21 protein-coding genes are annotated in these 22,413 nt (G+C 40.8%); 6 read left to right on the forward strand and 15 right to left on the reverse strand.

Translation table 11 applies throughout. The annotated features are described in order from the left end of the window. Window positions 1–43 precede the first annotated feature (43 nt). The 8 genes from AC1TO8_RS20975 to AC1TO8_RS21010 form a co-directional block, all read right to left on the reverse strand. A complete protein-coding gene (locus tag AC1TO8_RS20975; RefSeq protein ID WP_482057570.1) occupies window positions 44–1,603 on the reverse strand; it encodes a response regulator transcription factor in 1,560 nt (519 codons plus the stop codon). Further along, a complete protein-coding gene (locus AC1TO8_RS20980) occupies window positions 1,604–3,361 on the reverse strand; it encodes a sensor histidine kinase (RefSeq protein ID WP_482057571.1) in 1,758 nt (585 codons plus the stop codon). Between the two features lie 475 nt (window positions 3,362–3,836). Beyond that, a complete protein-coding gene (locus AC1TO8_RS20985; protein WP_482057572.1) occupies window positions 3,837–5,099 on the reverse strand; it encodes a stalk domain-containing protein in 1,263 nt (420 codons plus the stop codon). 166 nt (window positions 5,100–5,265) lie between these two features. After that, window positions 5,266–6,144: an inositol monophosphatase family protein gene (locus AC1TO8_RS20990; RefSeq protein ID WP_482057573.1), complete on the reverse strand. Its 879-nt coding sequence runs from the start codon at window positions 6,142–6,144 to the stop codon at window positions 5,266–5,268. Window positions 6,145–6,303: 159 nt separating this feature from the next. Further along, window positions 6,304–7,305 (reverse strand): UV DNA damage repair endonuclease UvsE, encoded by a 1,002-nt coding sequence (gene uvsE, locus AC1TO8_RS20995; protein ID WP_482057574.1) that lies wholly within the window; start codon window positions 7,303–7,305, stop codon window positions 6,304–6,306. Next, window positions 7,302–7,622 carry a hypothetical protein gene (locus tag AC1TO8_RS21000; RefSeq protein ID WP_438349173.1) on the reverse strand — a complete coding sequence of 107 codons (321 nt, stop codon included), beginning with the start codon at window positions 7,620–7,622 and terminating at the stop codon, window positions 7,302–7,304. The genes uvsE and AC1TO8_RS21000 overlap by 4 nt, the downstream gene beginning before the upstream one ends. Before the next feature lie 39 nt (window positions 7,623–7,661). After that, window positions 7,662–8,756, reverse strand: coding sequence for a D-alanine--D-alanine ligase (locus tag AC1TO8_RS21005; protein WP_482057575.1), 1,095 nt, complete (start codon window positions 8,754–8,756; stop codon window positions 7,662–7,664). 51 nt (window positions 8,757–8,807) lie between these two features. Beyond that, window positions 8,808–9,821, reverse strand: coding sequence for an amidase domain-containing protein (locus tag AC1TO8_RS21010; protein ID WP_482057576.1), 1,014 nt, complete (start codon window positions 9,819–9,821; stop codon window positions 8,808–8,810). A gap of 259 nt (window positions 9,822–10,080) precedes the next feature. Here AC1TO8_RS21010 and acnA point away from each other — a divergent pair, with 259 nt between their 5' ends. Then, window positions 10,081–12,795 (forward strand): aconitate hydratase AcnA, encoded by a 2,715-nt coding sequence (gene acnA / locus AC1TO8_RS21015; RefSeq protein ID WP_482057577.1) that lies wholly within the window; start codon window positions 10,081–10,083, stop codon window positions 12,793–12,795. Window positions 12,796–12,896: 101 nt separating this feature from the next. Here the strand turns inward: acnA and AC1TO8_RS21020 are convergent, their stop codons facing one another. From AC1TO8_RS21020 to AC1TO8_RS21030, 3 genes are all read right to left on the reverse strand, one after another. Beyond that, a complete protein-coding gene (locus tag AC1TO8_RS21020) occupies window positions 12,897–13,304 on the reverse strand; it encodes an O-methyltransferase (RefSeq protein WP_482057578.1) in 408 nt (135 codons plus the stop codon). A 115-nt stretch (window positions 13,305–13,419) separates the two neighbouring features. Continuing rightward, window positions 13,420–13,557 (reverse strand): hypothetical protein, encoded by a 138-nt coding sequence (locus tag AC1TO8_RS21025; RefSeq protein ID WP_482057579.1) that lies wholly within the window; start codon window positions 13,555–13,557, stop codon window positions 13,420–13,422. Window positions 13,558–13,564: 7 nt separating this feature from the next. Further along, window positions 13,565–15,364, reverse strand: coding sequence for a M3 family oligoendopeptidase (locus AC1TO8_RS21030; RefSeq protein ID WP_482057580.1), 1,800 nt, complete (start codon window positions 15,362–15,364; stop codon window positions 13,565–13,567). Window positions 15,365–15,484: 120 nt separating this feature from the next. On the opposite strand from AC1TO8_RS21030, the gene AC1TO8_RS21035 reads away from it, so the two are divergent. Together AC1TO8_RS21035 and AC1TO8_RS21040 are read left to right on the forward strand one after the other, a co-directional pair. Beyond that, window positions 15,485–15,652, forward strand: a complete 168-nt coding sequence (locus AC1TO8_RS21035; protein ID WP_482057581.1) for a YycC family protein — start codon at window positions 15,485–15,487, stop codon at window positions 15,650–15,652. Further along, entirely contained in the window at window positions 15,649–15,879 is a 231-nt protein-coding gene (locus AC1TO8_RS21040) for a hypothetical protein (RefSeq protein ID WP_482057582.1), read from the forward strand. Before AC1TO8_RS21035 ends, AC1TO8_RS21040 begins: the two co-directional genes overlap by 4 nt. An 84-nt stretch (window positions 15,880–15,963) precedes the next feature. Here the strand turns inward: AC1TO8_RS21040 and AC1TO8_RS21045 are convergent, their stop codons facing one another. Both AC1TO8_RS21045 and AC1TO8_RS21050 read right to left on the reverse strand, forming a co-directional pair. After that, a complete protein-coding gene (locus tag AC1TO8_RS21045; protein WP_482057583.1) occupies window positions 15,964–16,674 on the reverse strand; it encodes a DUF2225 domain-containing protein in 711 nt (236 codons plus the stop codon). A 228-nt stretch (window positions 16,675–16,902) separates the two neighbouring features. Continuing rightward, entirely contained in the window at window positions 16,903–17,265 is a 363-nt protein-coding gene (locus AC1TO8_RS21050; protein WP_482057609.1) for a globin domain-containing protein, read from the reverse strand. A 425-nt stretch (window positions 17,266–17,690) separates the two neighbouring features. On the opposite strand from AC1TO8_RS21050, the gene ylbJ reads away from it, so the two are divergent. Together ylbJ and AC1TO8_RS21060 are read left to right on the forward strand one after the other, a co-directional pair. Next, a complete protein-coding gene (ylbJ, locus tag AC1TO8_RS21055) occupies window positions 17,691–18,950 on the forward strand; it encodes a sporulation integral membrane protein YlbJ (protein WP_482057584.1) in 1,260 nt (419 codons plus the stop codon). A gap of 67 nt (window positions 18,951–19,017) precedes the next feature. Further along, complete coding sequence (locus AC1TO8_RS21060; protein WP_482057585.1) at window positions 19,018–19,821, forward strand: NAD kinase; 804 nt, start codon at window positions 19,018–19,020, stop codon at window positions 19,819–19,821. A 31-nt stretch (window positions 19,822–19,852) separates the two neighbouring features. Here AC1TO8_RS21060 and AC1TO8_RS21065 read toward each other — a convergent pair whose 3' ends face one another. After that, a complete protein-coding gene (locus AC1TO8_RS21065) occupies window positions 19,853–20,155 on the reverse strand; it encodes a YutD family protein (protein WP_482057586.1) in 303 nt (100 codons plus the stop codon). A 38-nt stretch (window positions 20,156–20,193) separates the two neighbouring features. Next, window positions 20,194–21,075 carry a lipoyl synthase gene (lipA, locus tag AC1TO8_RS21070; RefSeq protein ID WP_482057587.1) on the reverse strand — a complete coding sequence of 294 codons (882 nt, stop codon included), beginning with the start codon at window positions 21,073–21,075 and terminating at the stop codon, window positions 20,194–20,196. 202 nt (window positions 21,076–21,277) lie between these two features. Between lipA and AC1TO8_RS21075 the strand changes: the two genes are divergently transcribed. Further along, window positions 21,278–22,366 (forward strand): M23 family metallopeptidase, encoded by a 1,089-nt coding sequence (locus tag AC1TO8_RS21075; RefSeq protein WP_482057588.1) that lies wholly within the window; start codon window positions 21,278–21,280, stop codon window positions 22,364–22,366. The last annotated feature ends 47 nt before the right edge of the window (window positions 22,367–22,413 follow it).

Genomic DNA, 22,413 nt, shown 5'->3' on the forward strand with positions numbered 1-22,413 from the left:
GTTAAAAAAACAGAGTTTCCATTTCGTATGCTATCTCAACAATCTATTCGCATGACTTTTTAAATTCAGTTGGAGTCATACCTACACATTTCTTGAATACTTGGCTGAAATACTGCGAATTTCCCGAAAATCCAAATGTATCAGCAAGCTCGAACACCCGCACATCTTCACTACAACGAATATATTCACAGGCCTGTTGAATACGATAATGATTCACATAAAGAGAGAAGTTACTCCCTGTGACTTTTTTAAATATCTTTCCTAAATAATCAGGGTTCATATATAAAATTTGATTGGCAACGCCATTTAAAGATAATTCATCATCCCCGTAATTATGCTCTATAATAGAGATCATCTTATCTACCGTTGAAGACTGACGATTCATATTATTGTTAAAGTATCCTGCAGTCAATTGATTTGCTGCTTCAAATACATATGTCTTCAATCCAGCCAATGTTTCTATTTCAGTAAGCACCGACAACCCCTTGGTGAAGGAGTTTGTTTCTTCAAGCGGACAAATTCGTATCATAGCTGCATAGAGTTGAAGAACATAGGAACGAGTCAAGGCAATTTCTAATCTCATCTCATCTAAATTACTAAATAATCTCTCTACTTCTTGGGATACTTCTTGCAAATTACCCGATTTGATAAGCAGGCAGAACTTCTCTTCATCAACGATATAATTAAGGTCAAGTGCAACATCACGGTCTTGTAGTGCCAAGTCATGCATCATAATCAAGCTTCCTTCACCAATATAGAATCGGTGATTCATACATTGAAGCATCTCACGGAATAATTTACGGGAATTCACCATTCGATCTGCCTCACTAAGTGCAATCGTGATATCCAGCTTGTAAAATTTATGAAAAGTAATTCGCACCATTTCAATATCTTGAATGAGTGTCTCGACACGTTCTACTTCTGGTAGCAGAATCAATAGATGTCCCTCGATCGTTGTGCTGAGCAGGACACTTTTAAGTATATCCTCTGCTATATTCTTCAAGGCAAATATATGCTCATATTCATGAGTATCATCCAGTTGAAATAGAATCATCCTCACAGATTGACTGTTTAATGGTAGTTCGAATAAGTCCTGATAATACTCTACATCGGTAGTTCCATATGTTTTATTCGTAATAAACTCCTTCAAGAACTGTTCCTTAACATGTGGTAGTACTTTTTTGAGACCCTGCTTCATACGATTCACAAAGTCATCTCGTTCATTCTGCTCTTCACGTTCTTTAAGCAACTCATGAATAGCTTCAAGAATCTGAAACTCATTACAAGGCTTGAGTAAATAATGCTTCACTCCATACTGCATAGCACGTCTTGCATAATCGAAATCCTTGTATCCAGACAGCATAATAAACTGTATTCTTGGGAAGTTCAACCACGTTTTCTCCACTAGACCAAGTCCATCAAGCCCTGGCATACATATGTCACTAATCACAATATCAGGCTGATTCAATCTAATTTTCTCATAAGCTTCAATACCGTTCCTAGCCGTATCTATAAGCTCAGTACCAGAGCTTCTCCAATCTACTACTTGTGATATCCCATCAAGTATCATTCGCTCATCATCCACTAACATTATTTTATACATCTATATTGTCTCCTTTACATAGGGAATTCTCACTTGTATGGAAGTCTGTATGTTAGGTTGACTTTGGATATCGATCCCCCATTCATTTCCAAAGGTCAATTTAATCCGTTCCTCAATATTAGATAAACCGATCCCATTTCCAGCGGTCTGAATTTTGCCTTCTAATAGGCTCTTAATGAATTCAGGCTTCATTCCTGGTCCATTATCTTGCACAGAGATAGTTACGACTCCGTTTCTTTCCATCACTATAATCCGAATACGACAAGGTTCGATATTAGGCTCTAAGGCATAATGGATAGCATTCTCCACAAGTGGCTGAAGCGTCAGCTTCGGAATAAGAGCATTCTCAAGATGCGATCCCATCTCCACACCAAAATCAAGGCGCTCTTCAAACCGCTCTCTTTGAATGGTCACATAACTCATGACAATGTCCAATTCACTTCTAAGAGGAATCAATTGCTCACTAAAGCTTATTGAATTCCGCAGTAAAAACCCTAGAGATTCTACCATCTTAGAAATCTGATCTTGTTTGTTTACTTTGGCTAACCAATTGATAGATTCCAAAGTATTGTATAAGAAATGTGGATTTATTTGCGCTTGAAGTGCCTTCAATTCAGTCTCACGGATAAGAAGCTGCTTCGTATAATTCTCGTTAATCAATTCACGAATACGTTGAATCATCATTTTGAAGGTACGATGGAGTAATCCTACCTCAGATTGCGGTGAGGATGGTATTGCCCCCAGAGCAAGTTCTTCAAGACTATCAAGATCGCCTTCCTCAATAACCCTCATCTTTTTGATCAAACGATCAATTGGTCTAGTAATACTAAGTGCGAGCTTCGTACCAAAAAGGATCGCTACCACGAAGATCACGATAAAGATAACGGTTACAAATGTTTTGATGAACGTAATCCGCTCAAACATGTGGTGAAAAGGGGTGATATGAAAATAGGTCCAATCTGTATACGATGAGCGGAACTTCGCCGTGAAATATCTACCCTGTTCATAAGATTCTATACTATATGGTTTATCATTATTCATCTCTATCATTATTTCTGATTCTGTTAATAAGGATTCTTCAGGATAGAGGATATCCTTCCCATCCGCAATAATTAATTGCCCTTCATTCCCCGCATCCTGAACTTGGTCGTCTACAATACGATCAATTCGTACTCGAAAGACAAGTGTACCAAGGTTCTCCAACGTGAATGTCGCATTCGTGAATGATTTAATTTCTCGAACTGCCAGTAATGAGAACCCTCTTCCCCCCATCATCCAGGCGTTCGACCCATCGTATTCTTCAGCCAACGAAACAAGCTCATTCTGAAGAGAGTCTGGAATGCCCTCACGATTACCAGCAACCATGACGTTCCTCTCTTTATCTATAACCATCATGGAATATACGTACTTCTCCGATCCCGCGAAGGCAATGATTCGATCTGTAATCTTTTTATGTAATACTAGCTTCTCATAAGCAGAACTATTACTCTGAAGCTTCGTTAGATAACTTTGTATTTGTTCATCCGATACCACTTTAAAAGACAGCTCCTCCATTTCCTTAAGCTGACTCTCAATTCCGATAGAGGACATCGTCAATACTTGTGATGATTTCTCGTAAATTTGTTCATCGTATATACTGAATACACTTTTTAGAACCGTTATGTAGACCGCAAAACTTACTAACATTAACAATGATATAAGACCTATCACCTTATAATGAATTCCCACATTGTTGAAAGCGCTCTTATATTTTCGCATTAGAATGGTTCCCTCCGCCCTTCTATATACAGTGCTTGACAAACACTCGTGCAGCAGCCCGCTACGAGGCCATCCATTTGACGTAACATATTATCTTTAGGCACAACACTAAAATCGTAAATGCTATGTATAGACTTAGAGAAAAGGAGGGTGGGATTTGTCGTAGACCCCTTCCTGAATTAGATACTTTTATTATACAAGTAGAAACGGCTTCGCCGTCCTTTTTCAAGGACGGCACCCGTTTCAGCGGAAATATAAGGATTAGAGTATCAAGAATCAATTTCATAATCACGCAACCCGATTTAGCTGCATCGGCGATTATGAAATTGATTCAAGTGAAACTTATACTTTCTTATATTTCGAAAAAGGGCATCTTTCACACGACTAGATTGTGCAAAAGATGCCTTTAAACCAAAATCCATACTTACAGAAAACAAGGAATCAAGTTCGATGTAGCGAAGGTAACGGAATTGTCTTAAAGATTAATAAAAGCCGTTCTTAACGAGGAGATATACTGTACATCAAACCCAAGTCCTGTTGCCAATACGGCCAAAGGAACATAAGTCTTACCCTCGTTCCCAACCTTGTTAAGAAACGCTGGTGAATCTACAGCTACGGCTTCTCCATCCACAATAACACTTGATGAGCCTATTGTAATAACAACGGTTCGATCACCATATGTAATGGTAGCACTCGAAGATGCACTATCCCATACCGAGGTTGCGCCGACAGCATCGACGATATCCTTGATCGCGACGAAGTTCTGGTTACTACGTAGAACTGGCTGATAAGGAGTCTTCAGTTCCTGCCCCTTCACAACAATCGTCATAGGTAAGTCTTTATCGATTGTCGTTGGCTTACGATGCTCACCCCAAATTTCTCCTGCGAACACTTGAGCTATAGCAGCATATCCCGGTTGATTAGGGTGAATATCCCGATTCTTCATGATATGGGTCATCGTCCCCTCACGACCCTCAAATTCTTTAGCTATATGAGCAACTTTCACTTGGATACCTTTACTCTGTGAATCCGCAGCAAGTTTCTCTACAACATCTGTAAATAACTGCGCAGCTTCAATTAACTTTGGATACATTGCCTGATTAGCGACTTTAGGAATAGGCTGATATTGATCAGCTATTACGATAAGTGCATCCTTGTTCAATTCATGCAAATCAGCAATCACCGTCGTCATCGTCGACTTATAAGAAGTTAATAATTGCTCTATTCTTAAAGTAAGCTCATCGCTTCCCAAGGTTGATGCTTCCGTAATAATGATCGCAAGATCATTCCCGCCAATCGTAATGGTGATGAGATCTGCTGATTCAAGATCAGATTTCAATTGAACTGCTGAAGCACCCAACTGCTCAGCTCTTGGATCAACAAGTCCAGGTTGAATCGCATCTGACGTAATCACCTTACCCAACTTTGCTGCTTCTACGTAATTCTCTAACCCTGTTCCTTTTAATCCCAAAATTCCATAGTTTAACGTCTGCGTCCGACCATGGAACAATCCCTGTTCATGTAGCCTATCTACGAACCCATAAGGTATACTACTGAGATCCATACCAGGCTCATATCCAGCGGTCAGGGAATCACCAAGTGCAACAATGCGATACGTTTCCGGATCAACCTTTTGTGCCTGTACTGACGTTGACATACTAACACTGCTCATTAGCACAACAGACAGCATCAAGCTAACGCTTACTGCTGAAATCCTCTTTTTCCATACTTGTAGCAAATCTTCAACCCCTCTTTTATTACTCGCTACCCAATGATGATCATTTAGGACTCGGTATGTTTATATTACCATTACATGTATACATAAAAAAGAGTAAACCCCCTTATTTTTGAAGGGAATTTACTCTTTACGCCGTTCTAACGAATGTTTCTTAATCACGCATCTGCTAACTTTTCACAGTCAGTCCTGTCGCTTTCGCCTGTTTCAATGATTCAATCAGTTCATTATGAATATAACCGTTACTAGCTACGACATGTCTAACTCCCAATTCATAAGGACGTCCCAACGTATCCGTGACTTCCCCACCTGATTCCTTCACCAACAGAACTCCAGCAGCTAAATCCCATGAATTCAGTCCAATTTCCCAGAATCCACTAAGCCTTCCAGCCGCAACATACGCCATATGCAAGGCAGCTGAACCCCCTGCCCGAATACTACGAGCTTGAGGAGCTATATGCTGTAAACCTGCCATATTTACTGGAAAGGCGAAATTCTGATCCGGCGGAAATCCTGTTGCAAGAAGACTTGTTCCTAGCGACATTTCCTGAGAGACCTTGGTGGGGCTTCCATGAACATACGCACCCTTACCTTTTTCGGCAACAAATAACTCATCTTTTGAGGGATCGTAAATAACACCTACTATGACCTCTCCTTTATAAGCAAGAGCAATGGACACAGCGAAGAATGGAAAACCATGCACATAATTCGTAGTACCATCCACAGGGTCTATAATCCATAAATAATCCGAGTTCGCATCCAGTGAGCCCTGTAATGCTTGTGTAGATGCTTCTGGTCCAGGCTCTACACCCTCTTCACCAAGAATCTCATGATCCGGGAAATGAGTCAGAATAAGTTTGCGAATCATTTGTTCTGCACCCTTATCTACTTCCGTCACTAGATCTTGAGATGAATATTTGGTATTTAATTCTTTCACTGTACCAAGTTTACTCCTAATCCATTCTCCAGCTTTTGCCGCTGCATTAATAGCAACAGCAGTATGGCCCTTGCTTGTCACAACATAAGGAACTTTATCCTTTTGATTCAATGCACTCAACTACTTTCTATTTAAAGATTCGGACGAATAACGCTATCATAATAATATGATTCGTCTTTTTCCGAGTCTCATTGTATTCATATTTAAAAGTACCTTATTTTACCTCATGTTTCAAGGGCTACTATCATTGATCCCTAACTTTCATGATGTTTACGGAAGGATTTCAATACTTGCTCCATCCAGAATAGATACCCCTTCAGATGTGAACTGCTCCAAGTCCTGCATAAGCTCAAACAGCGCAACATCTTTACTTTTAGCTTCAATCATAACATCGAGATACGGCGTATCCCTAGCAATGTTCCGCAGAAATTCTAGTAACACAGATACTTCCACACCATCTGCATGGCTTCTAATATTCGTCGTACTTCGAGGACTGGACACATGAATCTTGGGTGCCAGTGGTTTATCTACTTGTACGTCAGTTTGTGCCAATTCACTCTGCCATGTCTTAAGAATGTCTGGCCATAAATCCCATGGTTTCTCTCCTTCATTGTTCACCCATTGATGATGAATGTCCATAACCATGGGTAGCCCTAAGTTCAAGCATACATCCAAAGTCTCTACAGCATTAAATGTCTTATCGTCGTTCTCAAGGGTTAACCTCTCTTGAATTTCCCGACTCAGTTGTAAGAAGTGATCTTCAAACCGACCCGCCGCAGAAAGCTTGTCCCCATATGCTCCGCCTATATGAATGTTGTTCTTAGCTGTAGCATTAAGTCCCATTGCATTCAACATGTTCACATGATGATGCAGATCATGTACAGAGTTAATTAACACCTCTTTACGAGGCGTGCTTAATACAGTGAAATGGTCTGGATGAAACGACACTCTCATCTCATGACTCTTTACATACTCTCCTACTTCAGCAAATGAATCTTTCAGCGCTGGCATAGGGTCCCAATCTTTTAGATCTGAATGTGTTGCTAATGGTATTAGCTTGGATGAAAATCGATATACCTTAATATCATGAGCGACACTATGTTTCAGAAGCCGAAGTGTATTATGCAAATTAATCTGTGCAATTTGTTCTAGCTTCTGAAGAGCCGCTTCTCGATCTGCTAGCTTATTAAAATTCGTCATCGTCATCGTCTTGGAAGGAGATGCATTATGCAACACCTTAGACATTGCTACATATCCTAGGCGAACAATCATTCTTGTTGTTCCCGAAAGAACATCTCGTATGCTAGATCCGTCTGAATACGAGATTCTTCATCGTTCAGCTTACGAATAAATTCCATCTCCACTTCCGTGACTTCTTCCCCTTGAAAGTTAATCTCAGCGATGTACCCAACAATTTTAACGATGGCAATCGCTAGATTATCGGGCGTATACGCTATAACCTTTTGCCCCGTTGGAAAAACACGGAAGCCTTTCTTCACCATTTTACCACGCCCATACTCCATTAATTCGTAAAGTTCCTGTTCATTCTTGAATTTACATACTGAATTGAATTCCGTCTGAAATCCCATTAGTGATTCCCCTCTTCTATTCAAGTTAGGACGACATGATTACAAATCGTTATTATAATCTAGTGCCTGTTTACTGGCGTACCGTTCTAATGCCAATTCAATCATACGATCGAGTAGCGCAGCATAACTTAATCCTGTTTCCCGCCATAATAAAGGATACATACTGTATGGTGTGAAGCCAGGCATGGTGTTCACTTCATTAATAAGAATAGCCTGATCCGATCTACGTACGAAGAAATCTGCACGGCTGATACCATTTCCTTCAATCGCCTGAAATGCGACAATAGCCGCTTCAGTAATTCGATCTGCTAATTCGGAATCCAAAGGTGCTGGAATCAGCATTTGGGATTGACCATCGGTATACTTCGCAGCATAGTCATAATACTCACTTGAGGATACAATCTCACCAGGAACTGATGCCATAGGTTCATCATTCCCAAGCACACTCACTTCAATCTCTCTAGCATCTACAAATTCCTCAACAATTACTTTGATATCATAACGAAAGGCAAATTCTATCGCCTGTTTCAACTCTTCCCGATCTTTAGCTTTAGATATCCCTACACTGGAACCTAGATTGGCGGGCTTGACAAAACATGGATATCCCAAGTCATCTTCTACGCCTACAATCAGTTCATAGCTCTCGTGCTTCCATTGATTACGTGTGAAATAACGGTAACCACATTGTGGTAAACCTGCTTCAGCAAACAACTTTTTCATAATCACCTTATCCATCCCTGCTGCAGATGCCAATACTCCAGCACCAACATAAGGCATGTTAGCCATTTCGAATAACCCTTGAATTGTACCGTCTTCACCAAAGGTCCCATGAAGAAGTGGGAACATAAGATCGACCTTGTGGGCAGACTCATCACCAGTTAATCGGCTGAACAATACATTTAACGCAACCTGTGTTCCTTCTGAATTTACCGCAAGCTTAAGATCTTCAATCTCTGTAAAAGGAGTGTGTCGAATCTCCCCTTTACGCCATTCACCTTGCTTCGTGATATAGAAAGGAATAATGTCATATTTATTATAATCAAAGGCATTCATCACCGCGAAAGCTGTTTGTAATGATACCTCATGTTCTCCGGATTTACCGCCGTATACAAGACCTACTATATATTTACTCATGCCTAACCTCTTTCTATCCTAATATAATGAATTTCGTATTTATCTTTCACCTTAAAATACGTCTGGAATATGCAAAAACCTATATTTAGTATTCTCTTGCCACGCATAAGAATTTTTATAATCCCAATAACGGTGTTGGCTGCTTACTGTATGCGCATTAACCAGCGGCATTCCACCTGCATCAAAGGCCGTTACAATCGTGCTATGTTGGTAGGTTCCATCACCATCCCAATCATAAATGATTACATCACCCAGCATTAATTGTTCCGCTCGATCAACAACTTCAGCTCTCAAGCCCGAAGTACTGCTACTTAACAAATACTCTAGGCTATTGGCTACTGCCCAACTATAACTCCACCACTCTTTACCACTGGCATATCCTTTGTACCACCATCCTGAAGCTCTGTTACCAGTATAATGGATTGGAGCCCCCCCTGCAAAGAGACATTGTGAGATATAGTTCGTACAATTCACGTCAAACGTTATGAACTCAGGATTCTCAGAATCCCACCAACGATCTGCGTAGGCCACAGCTTCTTCACGCATATACTTCGTAGGACGGCGACTCCCAACCCCGTTCCCCCATACATTTGAATTCAAGTAGATTCCTGACTCTGTTCCCCCACTATCTTTTATCTCCTCACCATTCGACAATATGGTCTTTGATGATGCAGGGTGACGTTCAATAATCAGTTGCTCTACCGATACAATTACCCATTGCTCCCCATCACGGATCAGTGTTAGACGCTCTCTTTGTATCGTATCTTCACGATGATTCATTCCTCCCTTCATGTACAGAATTTGTGTATGAAGTTGCATATCAGCGATCACCTCTTGCCCTGTTTCCCGTATCATTCGTAGTAATTTTGCTCGTGTCTCACTTCGCAATGGTTGAGATTCACGCTTTTCATACCAATCCGTCAGTCTCTTCATTCGCTCAGATTTGTCCATTAAATAAGTAACATCCGTTACAACTTGTTGTCTCGTCTCCGCTCTGCAATCAATCTGACTTTGATTATATTGATTAACATAAGTGTATAATGCCTGCTTCCATACCTGTCCCATAAGATCAATTCTCCCCTTATTCCGAATGATATACGCCCTATTGATAACAATATATGAACGTGGACCTCACACTATCCATTAATTCTTATGAAGTACCTTAATCAAGTCATATTTACCATTCAAAGCTGGAATTAGATCCAGATATCCCTTTACTCTCTTCATTGTAAACGTTATAATTAAGAAAACATTGAAATTTTGAAATTATGTTTCACCTGATGAAACGGTTAAATGAGATTTATATAACTAAGGAGGAATACGTATGCCAGGAAAGGATCACTTCTCTACTGCTCGTAATTTAGAAGTCGGTGGCAAGAACTACCGTTACTACAGTCTACAATCTCTTGAAGAGCAGGGTATAGGAAGCATTTCTACACTTCCTTATTCCATTAAAGTACTACTAGAAGCTGCTATCCGCCAATTCGATGGGCGAGCAATTACAGAAGATCATATTAAATTACTTGCAGATTGGAATAAGGGTGGTAACGAGAACAATGAAATCCCATTTATTCCAGCAAGAATTGTACTTCAAGATTTCACAGGTGTGCCTGTCGTAGTAGATCTTGCCGCAATGCGAGACACCGTGAAGAACGCTGGCGGTGATCCTAAGCAGATCAATCCACTTGTACCTGTGGACCTCGTAATTGATCACTCCGTTATGGTAGATGCATTCGGGACAGCAGATGCGTTGGAATATAATATGGAAGTTGAATTTGAACGTAATGAGGAGCGCTACCGTTTCTTACGTTGGGCTCAAACGGCATTCAACAATTTCCGAGCTGTTCCACCAGCAACAGGAATCGTACATCAAGTCAATCTTGAGTACCTTGCCTCTGTAGCAGCAACCAAAGTCATTGATGGTCAAACGGTTGTTTATCCTGATTCCCTAGTAGGAACGGATTCACATACAACAATGATCAACGGTCTCGGTATTGTAGGATGGGGTGTAGGTGGGATTGAAGCTGAAGCAGGTATGCTTGGACAACCACTATACTTCATCATGCCTGAAGTTATTGGATTCAAGCTCACAGGTAGTCTGAATGAAGGAGCTACAGCGACTGATTTAGCTCTCACTGTGACACAAATTTTGCGAAAAAGTGGCGTTGTCGGTAAGTTCGTTGAATTCTTCGGACCTGGATTACTCAATCTTAGTCTTGCTGACCGTGCAACGATTGCTAACATGGCTCCAGAATATGGGGCAACGATTGGCTACTTCCCTGTTGATAAAGAAACGCTGTCTTACCTGAGAAATACAGGTCGTTCTGATGAACAGGTTGAGCTCGTAGAAGCTTATTATAAAGCACAAGATATGTTCCGTACCGAAGATACTGTTGATCCAGTGTTTTCAGATGTCATTGAATTAGATTTGGCTTCTGTTGTACCAAGCTTAGCTGGACCGAAACGTCCACAGGACCGTATCGAATTGACCAATATGAAAGAAGCTTTCAATGAAATTATACGAACCCCTGTTGATAAAGGTGGCTATGGTCTTAGTGAAGAGAAAATTGATCAAACCATAAGCGTTCAACACACTGACGGTTCTGTTAGTCAACTTGGAACGGGAGCAGTCGTTATTGCTGCAATTACAAGCTGTACGAACACTTCCAATCCAAGTGTCATGCTAGGTGCTGGACTACTAGCGAAGAAGGCAGTAGAACGGGGTCTCAAGAAACCAGGTTATGTGAAGAGCAGCTTGACACCAGGTTCGCTTGTCGTTACCGAATATTTGATGAAAGCCGGACTACTGGAATCACTAGAAGCACTTGGTTTCTACCTCGCTGGATACGGATGTGCTACATGTATCGGTAATTCAGGCCCACTTCCAGATGAAGTAAGCCAAGCTATTACAGATAACGATTTAACTGTGGCTGCGGTTCTCTCAGGTAACCGTAACTTTGAAGGTCGTGTTCACGCACAAGTGAAAGCTAACTATTTAGCATCTCCTCCATTGGTTGTTGCTTACGCCCTTGCAGGTACAGTCAATATCGATCTGAACAATGATCCACTGGGTTATGATCAGAACAATCAACCTGTATATCTAAAAGATATTTGGCCAACATCAGCTGAGATTAAAGAAGCCATCGAGATGTCTCTTACTCCTGAGATGTTCCGTCGCAAATATGCGAATGTATTTACAGCCAATGAACGCTGGAATGCTATTGCTGTACCGGAAGGTGAATTGTATGAATGGGACGATAAGTCCACTTACATTCAGAACCCTCCTTTCTTCGAGAATCTAGAGCCTGAACTTACAGACATTAAAGATATTCGCTCTGCTCGTGTTCTAGCTCTTCTAGGTGATTCGGTTACAACGGATCATATCTCTCCAGCAGGTAATATTTCACCTTCTAGCCCTGCTGGTCTTTACTTGAAGGAGCATAATGTGGAACGCAAAGACTTTAACTCCTATGGTTCCCGTCGTGGTAACCATGAAGTTATGATGAGAGGAACTTTTGCTAATATCCGTATACGTAACCAAGTCGCTCCCGGAACAGAAGGCGGTGTAACGACGAATCTATTGACGGATGAAGTTATGTCTATCTACGATGCTTCCATGGACTACCAAGATCACAATCAGAATCTTATTGTCATTGCTGGAAAAGAATATGGAACAGGCAGTTCGCGTGACTGGGCAGCTAAGGGAACTACTCTGCTTGGCGTCAAAGCCGTTATTGCCGAAAGTTATGAGCGTATTCACCGTAGTAATCTTGTAGGTATGGGTGTGCTACCTCTACAATTCCAAGACGGTTCTAGCTGGACTACTCTTGGATTAAATGGCCGTGAAACCTTCGATATCGTTGGTGTTAGCAATGATATCAAGCCTAGTCAAGAGCTTACCGTCACTGCGACTCGTGAAGATGGTACATCGTTCAATTTCACAGTAATTGCGAGATTAGATAGTATGGTAGACGTTGATTACTACCATAACGGTGGTATTCTACAAACTGTATTACGCCAAATGATTAAAGATCAATAATGAAAATTGACAGAGTCCCCTTAGTTACATTTGTAACTAAGGGGACTCTGTTCTTTTTTGACCAATCAGTATTCATTAACAAATAAAATATTTCTATATAATTATAATAAGTCCGATGAAGCTTCTCGATATGTATGACGCGAATACCGGATCATTAGATTCGCCATGTTGTAATTGGATTCAAGAAGAGCATCTACCATAAGAATCCCCTGTCGTAACATGAAGTCGTAACTAATCTCCCCGTGCGTCCAATGATGCTTATACTTAAGACTTTCTATTGCCATGTTCCTAAAAGATAGTTGTTGTGTTGCATTAAGTCCCTCATTAGATAATGAGAACCCACCATTGCGTCCCGCGATTGGATTATGACGAATTCCAAATTTACCAACCACATTATTGCGTATTTGCATAAACAAAGTGCCAGCAGTTAATCCATCTAATTCATGTTCTAATTCTTTAAATACGATGTCCATTTGCCGCGCTAACGATAATTGATCAATCTTGATCACTAAACCACCCTCCCCTTTTCACGCCCTTGATATAGGGCTTACGACTTATTATAGATGGTCACCAAAATACCATCAACATAATTAAACATAATTAGGTACTTATCCCTATAAAATATTAATTATGATATTTTTTTACGATAATTTTAGCTAAAAGTCGTTCTAATTCGACAGCAATATTAGGTGCACTATCAAGTAGAAAAGGACGCCATCCTTTTTCAAAGAGGGCATCCTTTTCTGCGTTATATTTATTCACTATCTACTCACACCAAATGTTCTGTCATCTCCATAAACTCATTCACATCGGCGACACATAGATCAATAGCACTTTGCCAGAATTCAGGTCCCGTCAAATCTACGCCTAGATGCTTAAGTGCCAATTCTTCCACAGTCATCATACCCGTGTCCTGTAACAAAAGATCATATTTCTCGGCAAATGATGCACCTTCCTGTTGTGCGCGAACATAAAGTCCTGTACTAAACATGTACCCAAATGTATAGGGAAAATTATAGAATGGAACATCCGTGATATAGAAATGGAGCTTTGCCGCCCAGAAATGTGGATGATAAGACGATAATGCTCCACAGAAAGCTTCTTGCTGCGCCTCTTCCATAAGCTTACTTAATTCTGTAGCACTGACAAGGCCTTTCTTGCGAAGATCATAGAAACGAGTTTCGAATAAGAATCGGGAATGAATATTCATAAAAAAGGCGATACTATTCTGAATCTTCTCTTCCAGCAAAGCAAGCTTCTCCTGTGGATCTACCGCAGCCTTGACTAATGCATCTGCTACAATCATCTCAGCAAATGTAGATGCCGTCTCTGCGACATTCATCGCATAGTTTTGATTCAATACATGCAATTCATTCATAACATGCTGATGATACCCATGGCCAAGCTCGTGAGCAAGCGTGGATACGTTAGAAGCTGTACCAGCATAAGTCATGAATATCCGTGTTTCTTTACTTACAGAAAGTGAGGTGCAGAACCCTCCTGGGCGTTTACCAGGACGATCTTCCGCTTCAATCCACTCATTATCAAAAGCCATCTCTGTGAATTCAGCCAATTTCGGACTGAACGTACGGAACTGATTGACGATTTCTTCTGCTGCTTCCTGATAAGTAATTTTGCCTGACACTGTGCCAATCGGTGCTTCCACATCTGCCCAACTTAATTTCTCCACACCAAGAATTTGTGCTTTGCGCTCCAAATACTTTACAAACACAGGCTTGTTATCAATAATGACGTTCCACATCGCATCTAATGTTTGTTGAGACATACGGTTAATCGCCAGTGGTTCCTTAAGTATTTCATCCCAGCCACGACGATCGTACAATTTAAGACGGAAGCCTGCCAAGTGATTCAATGTATCTGCACAGTAGTCCTCTGCATTCGTCCACGTTTCTTCCCATTTGTCGAACATAGCCTCTCTGGTATCTCGACTCGAATCATGAAGTTTGTTGGCTGCTTGCCCTGCAGACAACATTACTGTTGTGCCATTATCATCGAATGGAATTTGCACATGACTGACAATCGTATCATAGAATTCACCCCACCCATGATATCCATCCACAGCCAAATCAAGCGCAAGGCTTTCAAGTTCTGGACTTAACTTCTCCCGGGCCTGTTCACGACTCTCACTTAGAACAAATGAAAGTTCACGAACCTCCTCCCGCTCCATCCATTGCTTCCAGATTCCATCTTCTGTACTACGTAGCAAATGTTCAAACTCAGCGCTAACACTCTGAATCTGTGCTTGTAAATTCGTCACTTTACCAGATAATTGCACCGCCCTCTTATCTTGTTGATCTTGAGCTCCCAAACAAGAGACGAAAGAACTAGCTTCAGAAGCCCGCTCTATACAACTTGCATATGCTGCAATAAATCCGTCGAACGCTTTGGTCCCTTCAATATCAGAAGGAGCAGACGCTTCCATAATAGTTGTCTGAATCTGCTTTACATCTTCGTCTAATTTGCCTAAAAAATCGCTAAATTCTTTAGATGATGACCCACCTGGAAAAACAGATTCTAGATTCCATGTTAATGATAACTTGGATTTCATAATGTAAATCCCCTTTCAAACTCTACTATATTCATATTTCATTTGAATTGAACTACAGGAAACGGTATAACTATAATATGCGATCGTACTAAAACATATTTATATTGGAGGGATAGTAACATGAGACCATTACAAATATCAGCCGAAACGGCCATCACTCTATCGAAAAAATTAGGTGTTCCCATTGAACACCTTATGCATATGCCACAACATATTCTAATGCAAAAAATTGCTGAGCTTAGCACAGAGGAAGCTCCCAAGCCTTCTGTTGAAAAGGATCCATCGTGATTCCATTCCAAAACACTTGGCCTTATGACATTATTATGGGTGATATTTATGTACAAACTTGTCCCTTTTGTGCAGAAAACAATATTCTCATTCCTATGAAACCGAAGGAACTTCAAGTCATCCATGAGGGAAAGAAAAAACTTCTTGTCTTTCCCTGTTGCAATAATAAGATCAATATCATTGACACTGATACCGATTACTTATTATCTGATCAACCTATTCGCTAACCCAACATTAAATGAAAGCACGCTTAGAGTTCAACAGGTAGGCATACTGATATGCGACATCTGTTATTCTCTAAGCGCATATCATTATTTCGAATCCTTCATCTGGTCAGGCAAATCCATTTGTTTGGCCATCATTTGCTCTCGTAAGACGGTCCATTGTTCTCTTGAAGCACGAATCATGGCAGCATCCATTATCCTTTTATCATTAATAACGCGTGAGAACCACTTCACAGCTTCATTAAAGTTGCCTACTCTTCGATTGATTTCTCCAATCAAATATAATAAACGAGCATTATTCGTTCCTATGCCTTCATTCTCATACACATGAATGTACGAATCTAAGCAGAAATTCAAAAATCGTTGTTCCTGTTCATGATCTCCCTTATAACGATACAACCATGCAATATGTTGAAGAAGACTTGCAATAATGGTCTGGGAATCGCCAATGGTCTGGGCTGATAGTAATGCTAACTTATATGTCTCGAGTGCTGTCTCCCAATCTCGCTCTCCACCGAAATCCCGTTCAATCCAGCGTATATTTATTTGTGTCTTGATAAGTTTCTTTTGATTCTCCGTAATCCTCACAGCCGAATTTTCAGTAGATGTAAATCCACATTTAGGACATACACGCACCACATAGTAATCAGGATTCTCGTTCTTATAATATGCGCAGAAATCAGCATCCGTACGCACCGCTTTCTTGAAGCTAGGACGCACTCGTGAGGTCTTAAATTCATGATTGCAATTTAAACAAGTCACTTTGATCGTATATAGTGGTTCCAACGTACTCAACATTTCAACTTCCTTTCTTAATAGAGGTTGTTCAAAAAGTCATCTTTTGATCACGAAGTATAGCAAGAAGCCTACTCGACATCGAAGATTGAATTCAGCCGGTCCTTCCGGTGCTCACGTAGGTACTGCCTACGCTCCGCTCCTCACTCCCTATCTTCATTCAATCTTCTTGGTGCTGAAAACCTGACTTTTTGAACTCGCACTTATGCATTCTATTTCAATATCGCTACCTTATGAAGGAGTATTTACGAAGTGACGTGCAGGACCAGAAAGTCTATTTAATACAAAACTACGTAGAGTCTCCTCTGTACCAATATCAGTAAGAGCTTCTCCCATACATTTGAGCCATGCCTCGCCATGCTTTTCTGTAATTGGAAAAGGTAAATGTCTTGCCCTCATCATAGGATGTCCAAATTCATCAGAATACAGAGTAGGCCCCCCCAAGAATTGACTTAAGAACATATACTGTTTCTCCATAACAGGGTTTATATCCGCTGGAAATAACGGACTCAATAACGGATCATTTTGTACTTTCGGATAAAAAGCTTCAACTAGCGCACGCAAGGCTGCTTCCCCGCCAAGATTATCATACATACTTTGATTTGGATCCAATTAGAAGACACCAACTTTCAATTCAATAATATATAGAACTGAATTATATTATACCTTAAAATAGAAAAAGGCGCTAAACACGATTGTGTTCAGCGCCCTTATGTAACATTAATAGCTTCTCCAATCCTCTTCACCAGAATGAATTAATGAGGCACGAATGACATACACGAAAGCACAGACGATAATACCAGCAATAATACCCACGATCCCATCACTCCATCCTTATCATATATATCATTAGAAGATAAGCGTCAATATATCTATTTTATCATAGTTTTTCTAAAAATACACGCACAATGTAAGCGCTTGCCAAATTATTGTAGTACTGTTTGTCCTATCTGTGTCATAAAAATAGGTATGACAGAAGGTATTTGTATAAGATTCCACTAGGTCGGGAGGCGCAAATATTGAGTATTAAATCCTTGGGAGTCCAAATTTTTATCACCCTTCTAACGGGGCTATGTTTGCTCATGTTTGTGTATCCAGCTGCATACCTAGAAGCAGCCATACGCGGATTGGCTATTTGGTGGGATGTGTTATTCCCTTCACTCTTCCCTTTCTTTATCCTATCTGAAGTTCTACTCGGAATTGGTATCGTTCATTTGATGGGTACGCTACTCGATCCCTTTATGAAGCCCATCTTTCGCATCCCTGGAAGTGGAGGGTTCGTTGCAGCCATGGGTTATGTATCTGGTTATCCAATAGGGGCTAAATTGACAGCGCAATTATGGGAACAAAAAATGATAGACAGAGATGAAGGAGAACGTTTAGTTGCTTTTACTACATCTTCTGACCCCATTTTCCTAATTGGTGCGGTTTCTATAGGTTTTTTTCATAATCAACTGATTGCTCCCATATTGGCCATTGCTCACTACGGTGGAGGATTTCTGGTCGGTATTCTTATGCGTTATCACGGTGCAAGATCATTACAACAAGCGAACCTTATATCTAATATACATACTAAACCACATCATAATCGTCTGAGAGAAGCACTGAAGGCTATGCATAAAGCACGAATGCAGGATGGCAGAAACTTGAGCGAACTTCTTCAACAAGCTATACAATCCTCATTACACCTTATTATTGTCGTTGGGGGCCTGGTCGTCTTCTTCTCTGTGTTTCTAGAACTACTTACACAAGTGGGCGTTATGAAGTGGCTGTATCTCGCTATTGAGCAACTACTGTCATTCTTCGGAATGCCTCCTGCTCTATCCAAATCATTAGTTGGGGGAATCTTCGAAGTTACATTGGGTGCACGGTATGCCGGTGAGCCTACAGCCATCATACCTCTTTCCTTTAAAGTGACTGCTGCAGCTTTTATACTCTCATGGGGTGGACTATCCGTTCATGCACAAATTGTAAGTATCCTCCATTCTACAAATTTAAGATACTGGCCTTTTCTCGTTGCACGTTTGGCACATGGAATTATCGCCGCTTGCATCGTACAAATACTTTGGGTGCCGCTAGCTGGAGGGATAGAGTCCCAGAGCACAATTAGTCCTGTTGGTTTGTCTACCCAGATCTCAACCTTCATTCCTTCGCCGCAAGGATATATGTATGTCCTTTGTATCTTTGTATTGATGCTCTTTGCAATAACCATACTATCCATTATTTGTACCTACATCAGATCATTATGGACGCATCTAATACACATTATTAGTAAATGAACAGTTGTGTTCTTTCGCAATATTGATTATGATCGATGTAAACTCACGATAAAGGAGCTTATCACCCTTGAGATACTATGTTCTGGACCGCGGGGATCAATTATCTGTTGACTTGGCAGAACAATTCCATAAACTTGCGGCACAGCGTAATTTTGAAATGGATGCAGAAACACCCGAAATTGTAATTTCGATTGGCGGGGATGGCACCATGTTGCACGCCTTTCATACGTTTGCTGACCATATTCCTAACATTGCATTTGTTGGAGTTCATACGGGCCATTTAGGGTTTTACTCAGATTGGAAATCAGACGAACTGGCCGAATTAGTTGACCTTATGAGTACTAATCTCTTATCTGAAGACAACACTGCACGCATCGTGGAGTACCCACTTCTAGAGCTTACTATCCATAAGCAGTCAGGTACTAGCACTTACATCGCTCTGAATGAATTTACACTCAAAGGTGTTTATAGCACACTTGTAGCTCAAATCGACATTAACGATACCACCTTCGAAATGTTTAGAGGTGATGGTATTTGTGTCTCAACACCTTCAGGAAGTACGGCCTATAATAAAAGTCTCGGAGGAGCGATGGTTCATCCATCTATTGAAGCCATACAAATTGCCGAAATCGCCTCCATTAATAATCGTGTTTACCGTACAATGGGAGCTCCCCTTCTGCTTCCCAAACATCACCATTGCGATATTTACCCTAATAAAGATCAACGGTTATTAATTACCATTGACCATATTGCCATACCCGTCGATGACTTGATATCAATTAGTTGCAAAGTAGCTGAACACAAAATTAGCTTTGCAAGATACCGACCTTACCCTTTCTGGAATCGAGTACGATCAGCCTTTCTACGCTAATCCATTCAATAAAAAAAGAGCAACCCTAAAGTTAAGGGTTGCTCTTTTCCTTTGGCTGCGTTTCACGGCTCTTCTGAAGAACAAAGTAAGCACATCCAAAATTACAGTATTCGTTAATATAATCCACCATACTAGAAAATGAGGACTCCTTCGTAGCCTTTGGATGGTTGTCTCGGTAGAAGCCCTTCAAACGCAATTGACTATATCCCCAGTCACCAATAATATAATCGTATCTTTCCAACACATCGCTATACCGATCATGGAAGGCCTCTGGGTTCCAGCCATCTCTATGATCTTTTAATATTTCATAGTTTTTTCCATCTTCAACAATCAAGCCCTATTCCCCTGCCTTTCCTCATAAGTGAATCCATCCTACATATGTTGAGCTGCAGACTTCACTTGTTCATGCGCACGATATGAACTACGAACAAGTGGAGCCGATTCTACGTGGCTAAAGCCCCTTTTCAATCCTTCTTCTTTCAATAATGCGAAGTCTCCAGGTGGTATATACTTTACTACATCCAGATGCTTCGGTGAAGGTTGTAAATACTGGCCTAACGTTAATATATTGCAATCAACCGCTCGCAAATCATCCATAGCCTGTAAAATTTCATCCCATTCTTCTCCAAGCCCAAGCATAATACTCGACTTCGTTGGAATCGTAGGCTTTAACACTTTAGCATTGTGTAATAATTCTAGAGAGCGACTATATTTAGCTTTAGCACGCACACGATCAGATAGACGCTCTACCGTCTCAATGTTGTGATTCAGTATATCAGGCTTAGCCTCCATAACAATCCGTAATGCATCCGCATTCCCTTGGAAATCCGGAATTAATACTTCCACACTACATAGTGGTAAACGTTTACGAACAGCATGTATTGTAGCTACGAAAATAGATGCCCCACCATCTTGCAAGTCATCACGCGCAACACTAGTAATAACACAGTGCTGCAAATTCATACTCTCCGCAGCTTCAGCTACACGTTCAGGTTCTTCTAGATCCAATTCTGTTGGCATTCCCGTATTGACTGCACAGAATCGGCAAGCCCGTGTACATATATCACCCAGAATCATAAATGTTGCCGTACGGTTAGCCCAGCATTCATAAATGTTCGGACATCTCGCCTCTTCGCACACCGTATGAAGAGTCTTCGCTCGCATCATACTCTTTATTTCTTGATAATTATCTCCAGTAGTTAACTTAATCTTTATCCAATCCGGTTTAGGTTCTTTCGTGGTACTTCTCGACAATTAAATATACCACCTTTCATACACTTATATCGCTTCAATTTTCTTAGTATATCACGAAAGCTAGCTAATTACCTTATTTTCACACCTCACTTAAACAGTTTGGATAAAATCGTCCCTGTTGATTCAACCTAAGGAAAGGCACTGTTGAGTGAATCCAATCCAATGGTACGAAGTGATCTTCAAACAATAAGGAGGTAGACAGATGTTTCCCCTTCGCAATACAAATAGCAAACATTTATGCAGATCGATTAGTATCTCAATCGCTGCCGCCCTAACGTTATACTACAGCACTCCTCTGGATGCTACTGAAGCCCCTCAGGTATCGAAAGGAAGTGACGTACTTCAGAATAACGACGTCTATTCATCGCGAAGAATACTCTATGATAAAATCAGCACAGTCACCCAAATTCCTTGGTATCGCCTTGCAGCCATTGATCAATATGAACGAACCTTAACAAAAGCCAATCCAAAAAGTCGATCACATCCTCCTCGTCTTAGCGGTGTCTATATTTCTTCACCTGCCTGGTCTGGAGCGCTCAATCCTAATCTGATTGATAATAATCCATTATCTATATCCATATTTGGTGGCTTAGGTAGAGATGGATCAGGCGACCAACTTGCAGATGTCAATAACGATATGGATATCGTATATAGTATGGCTACTTACTTGCTTCAATACGGACAATCTCAGAATGATTTCAGCATTGCTCTTTGGGAATATTACCATAATAGTCGTGCCGTTCAACGTATTCAACAATTCTCTAAATTATACGAAAAATTCACTGCATTAGAATTAACTCATCACGCCTTCCCTCTTCCCCTGAAGAGCCAGTATTCTTACCGTAGCACCTGGGGTACTGGGCGTAATTGGGGTGGTTATCGTATTCATGAAGGAACGGATCTCTTCGCTGAATATGGTGTCCCTGTTCGGAGTACAAGCTATGGAATCGTAGAAATGAAAGGCTGGAATTCATTCGGAGGATGGCGAATCGGTATTCGAGATATTAACAACCATTATCACTACTTCGCACATTTGTTAGGGTATGAAAAAGGATTGAAAACAGGGGATATCGTTACAGCTGGGCAGATCATTGGCTATGTGGGTAGTTCTGGATATGGTAAACCGGGTACTCAAGGGAAGTTCCCCCCACATCTCCATTATGGCATCTATCGCGATAGCGGACTGAATGAATGGTCTTTTGATCCATATCCGCTTCTTCATCGCTGGGAGCAAGAAGAAGAGAAATCACATAAACAAAGTAAAAGGAATATTGGAAGACCGCTAAGATAACGAATTGTCCTTACGATCGCTGTTGCTGCTTCAGGACAATTCGGTTA

The organism is Paenibacillus sp. Y859, assembly GCF_056786405.1.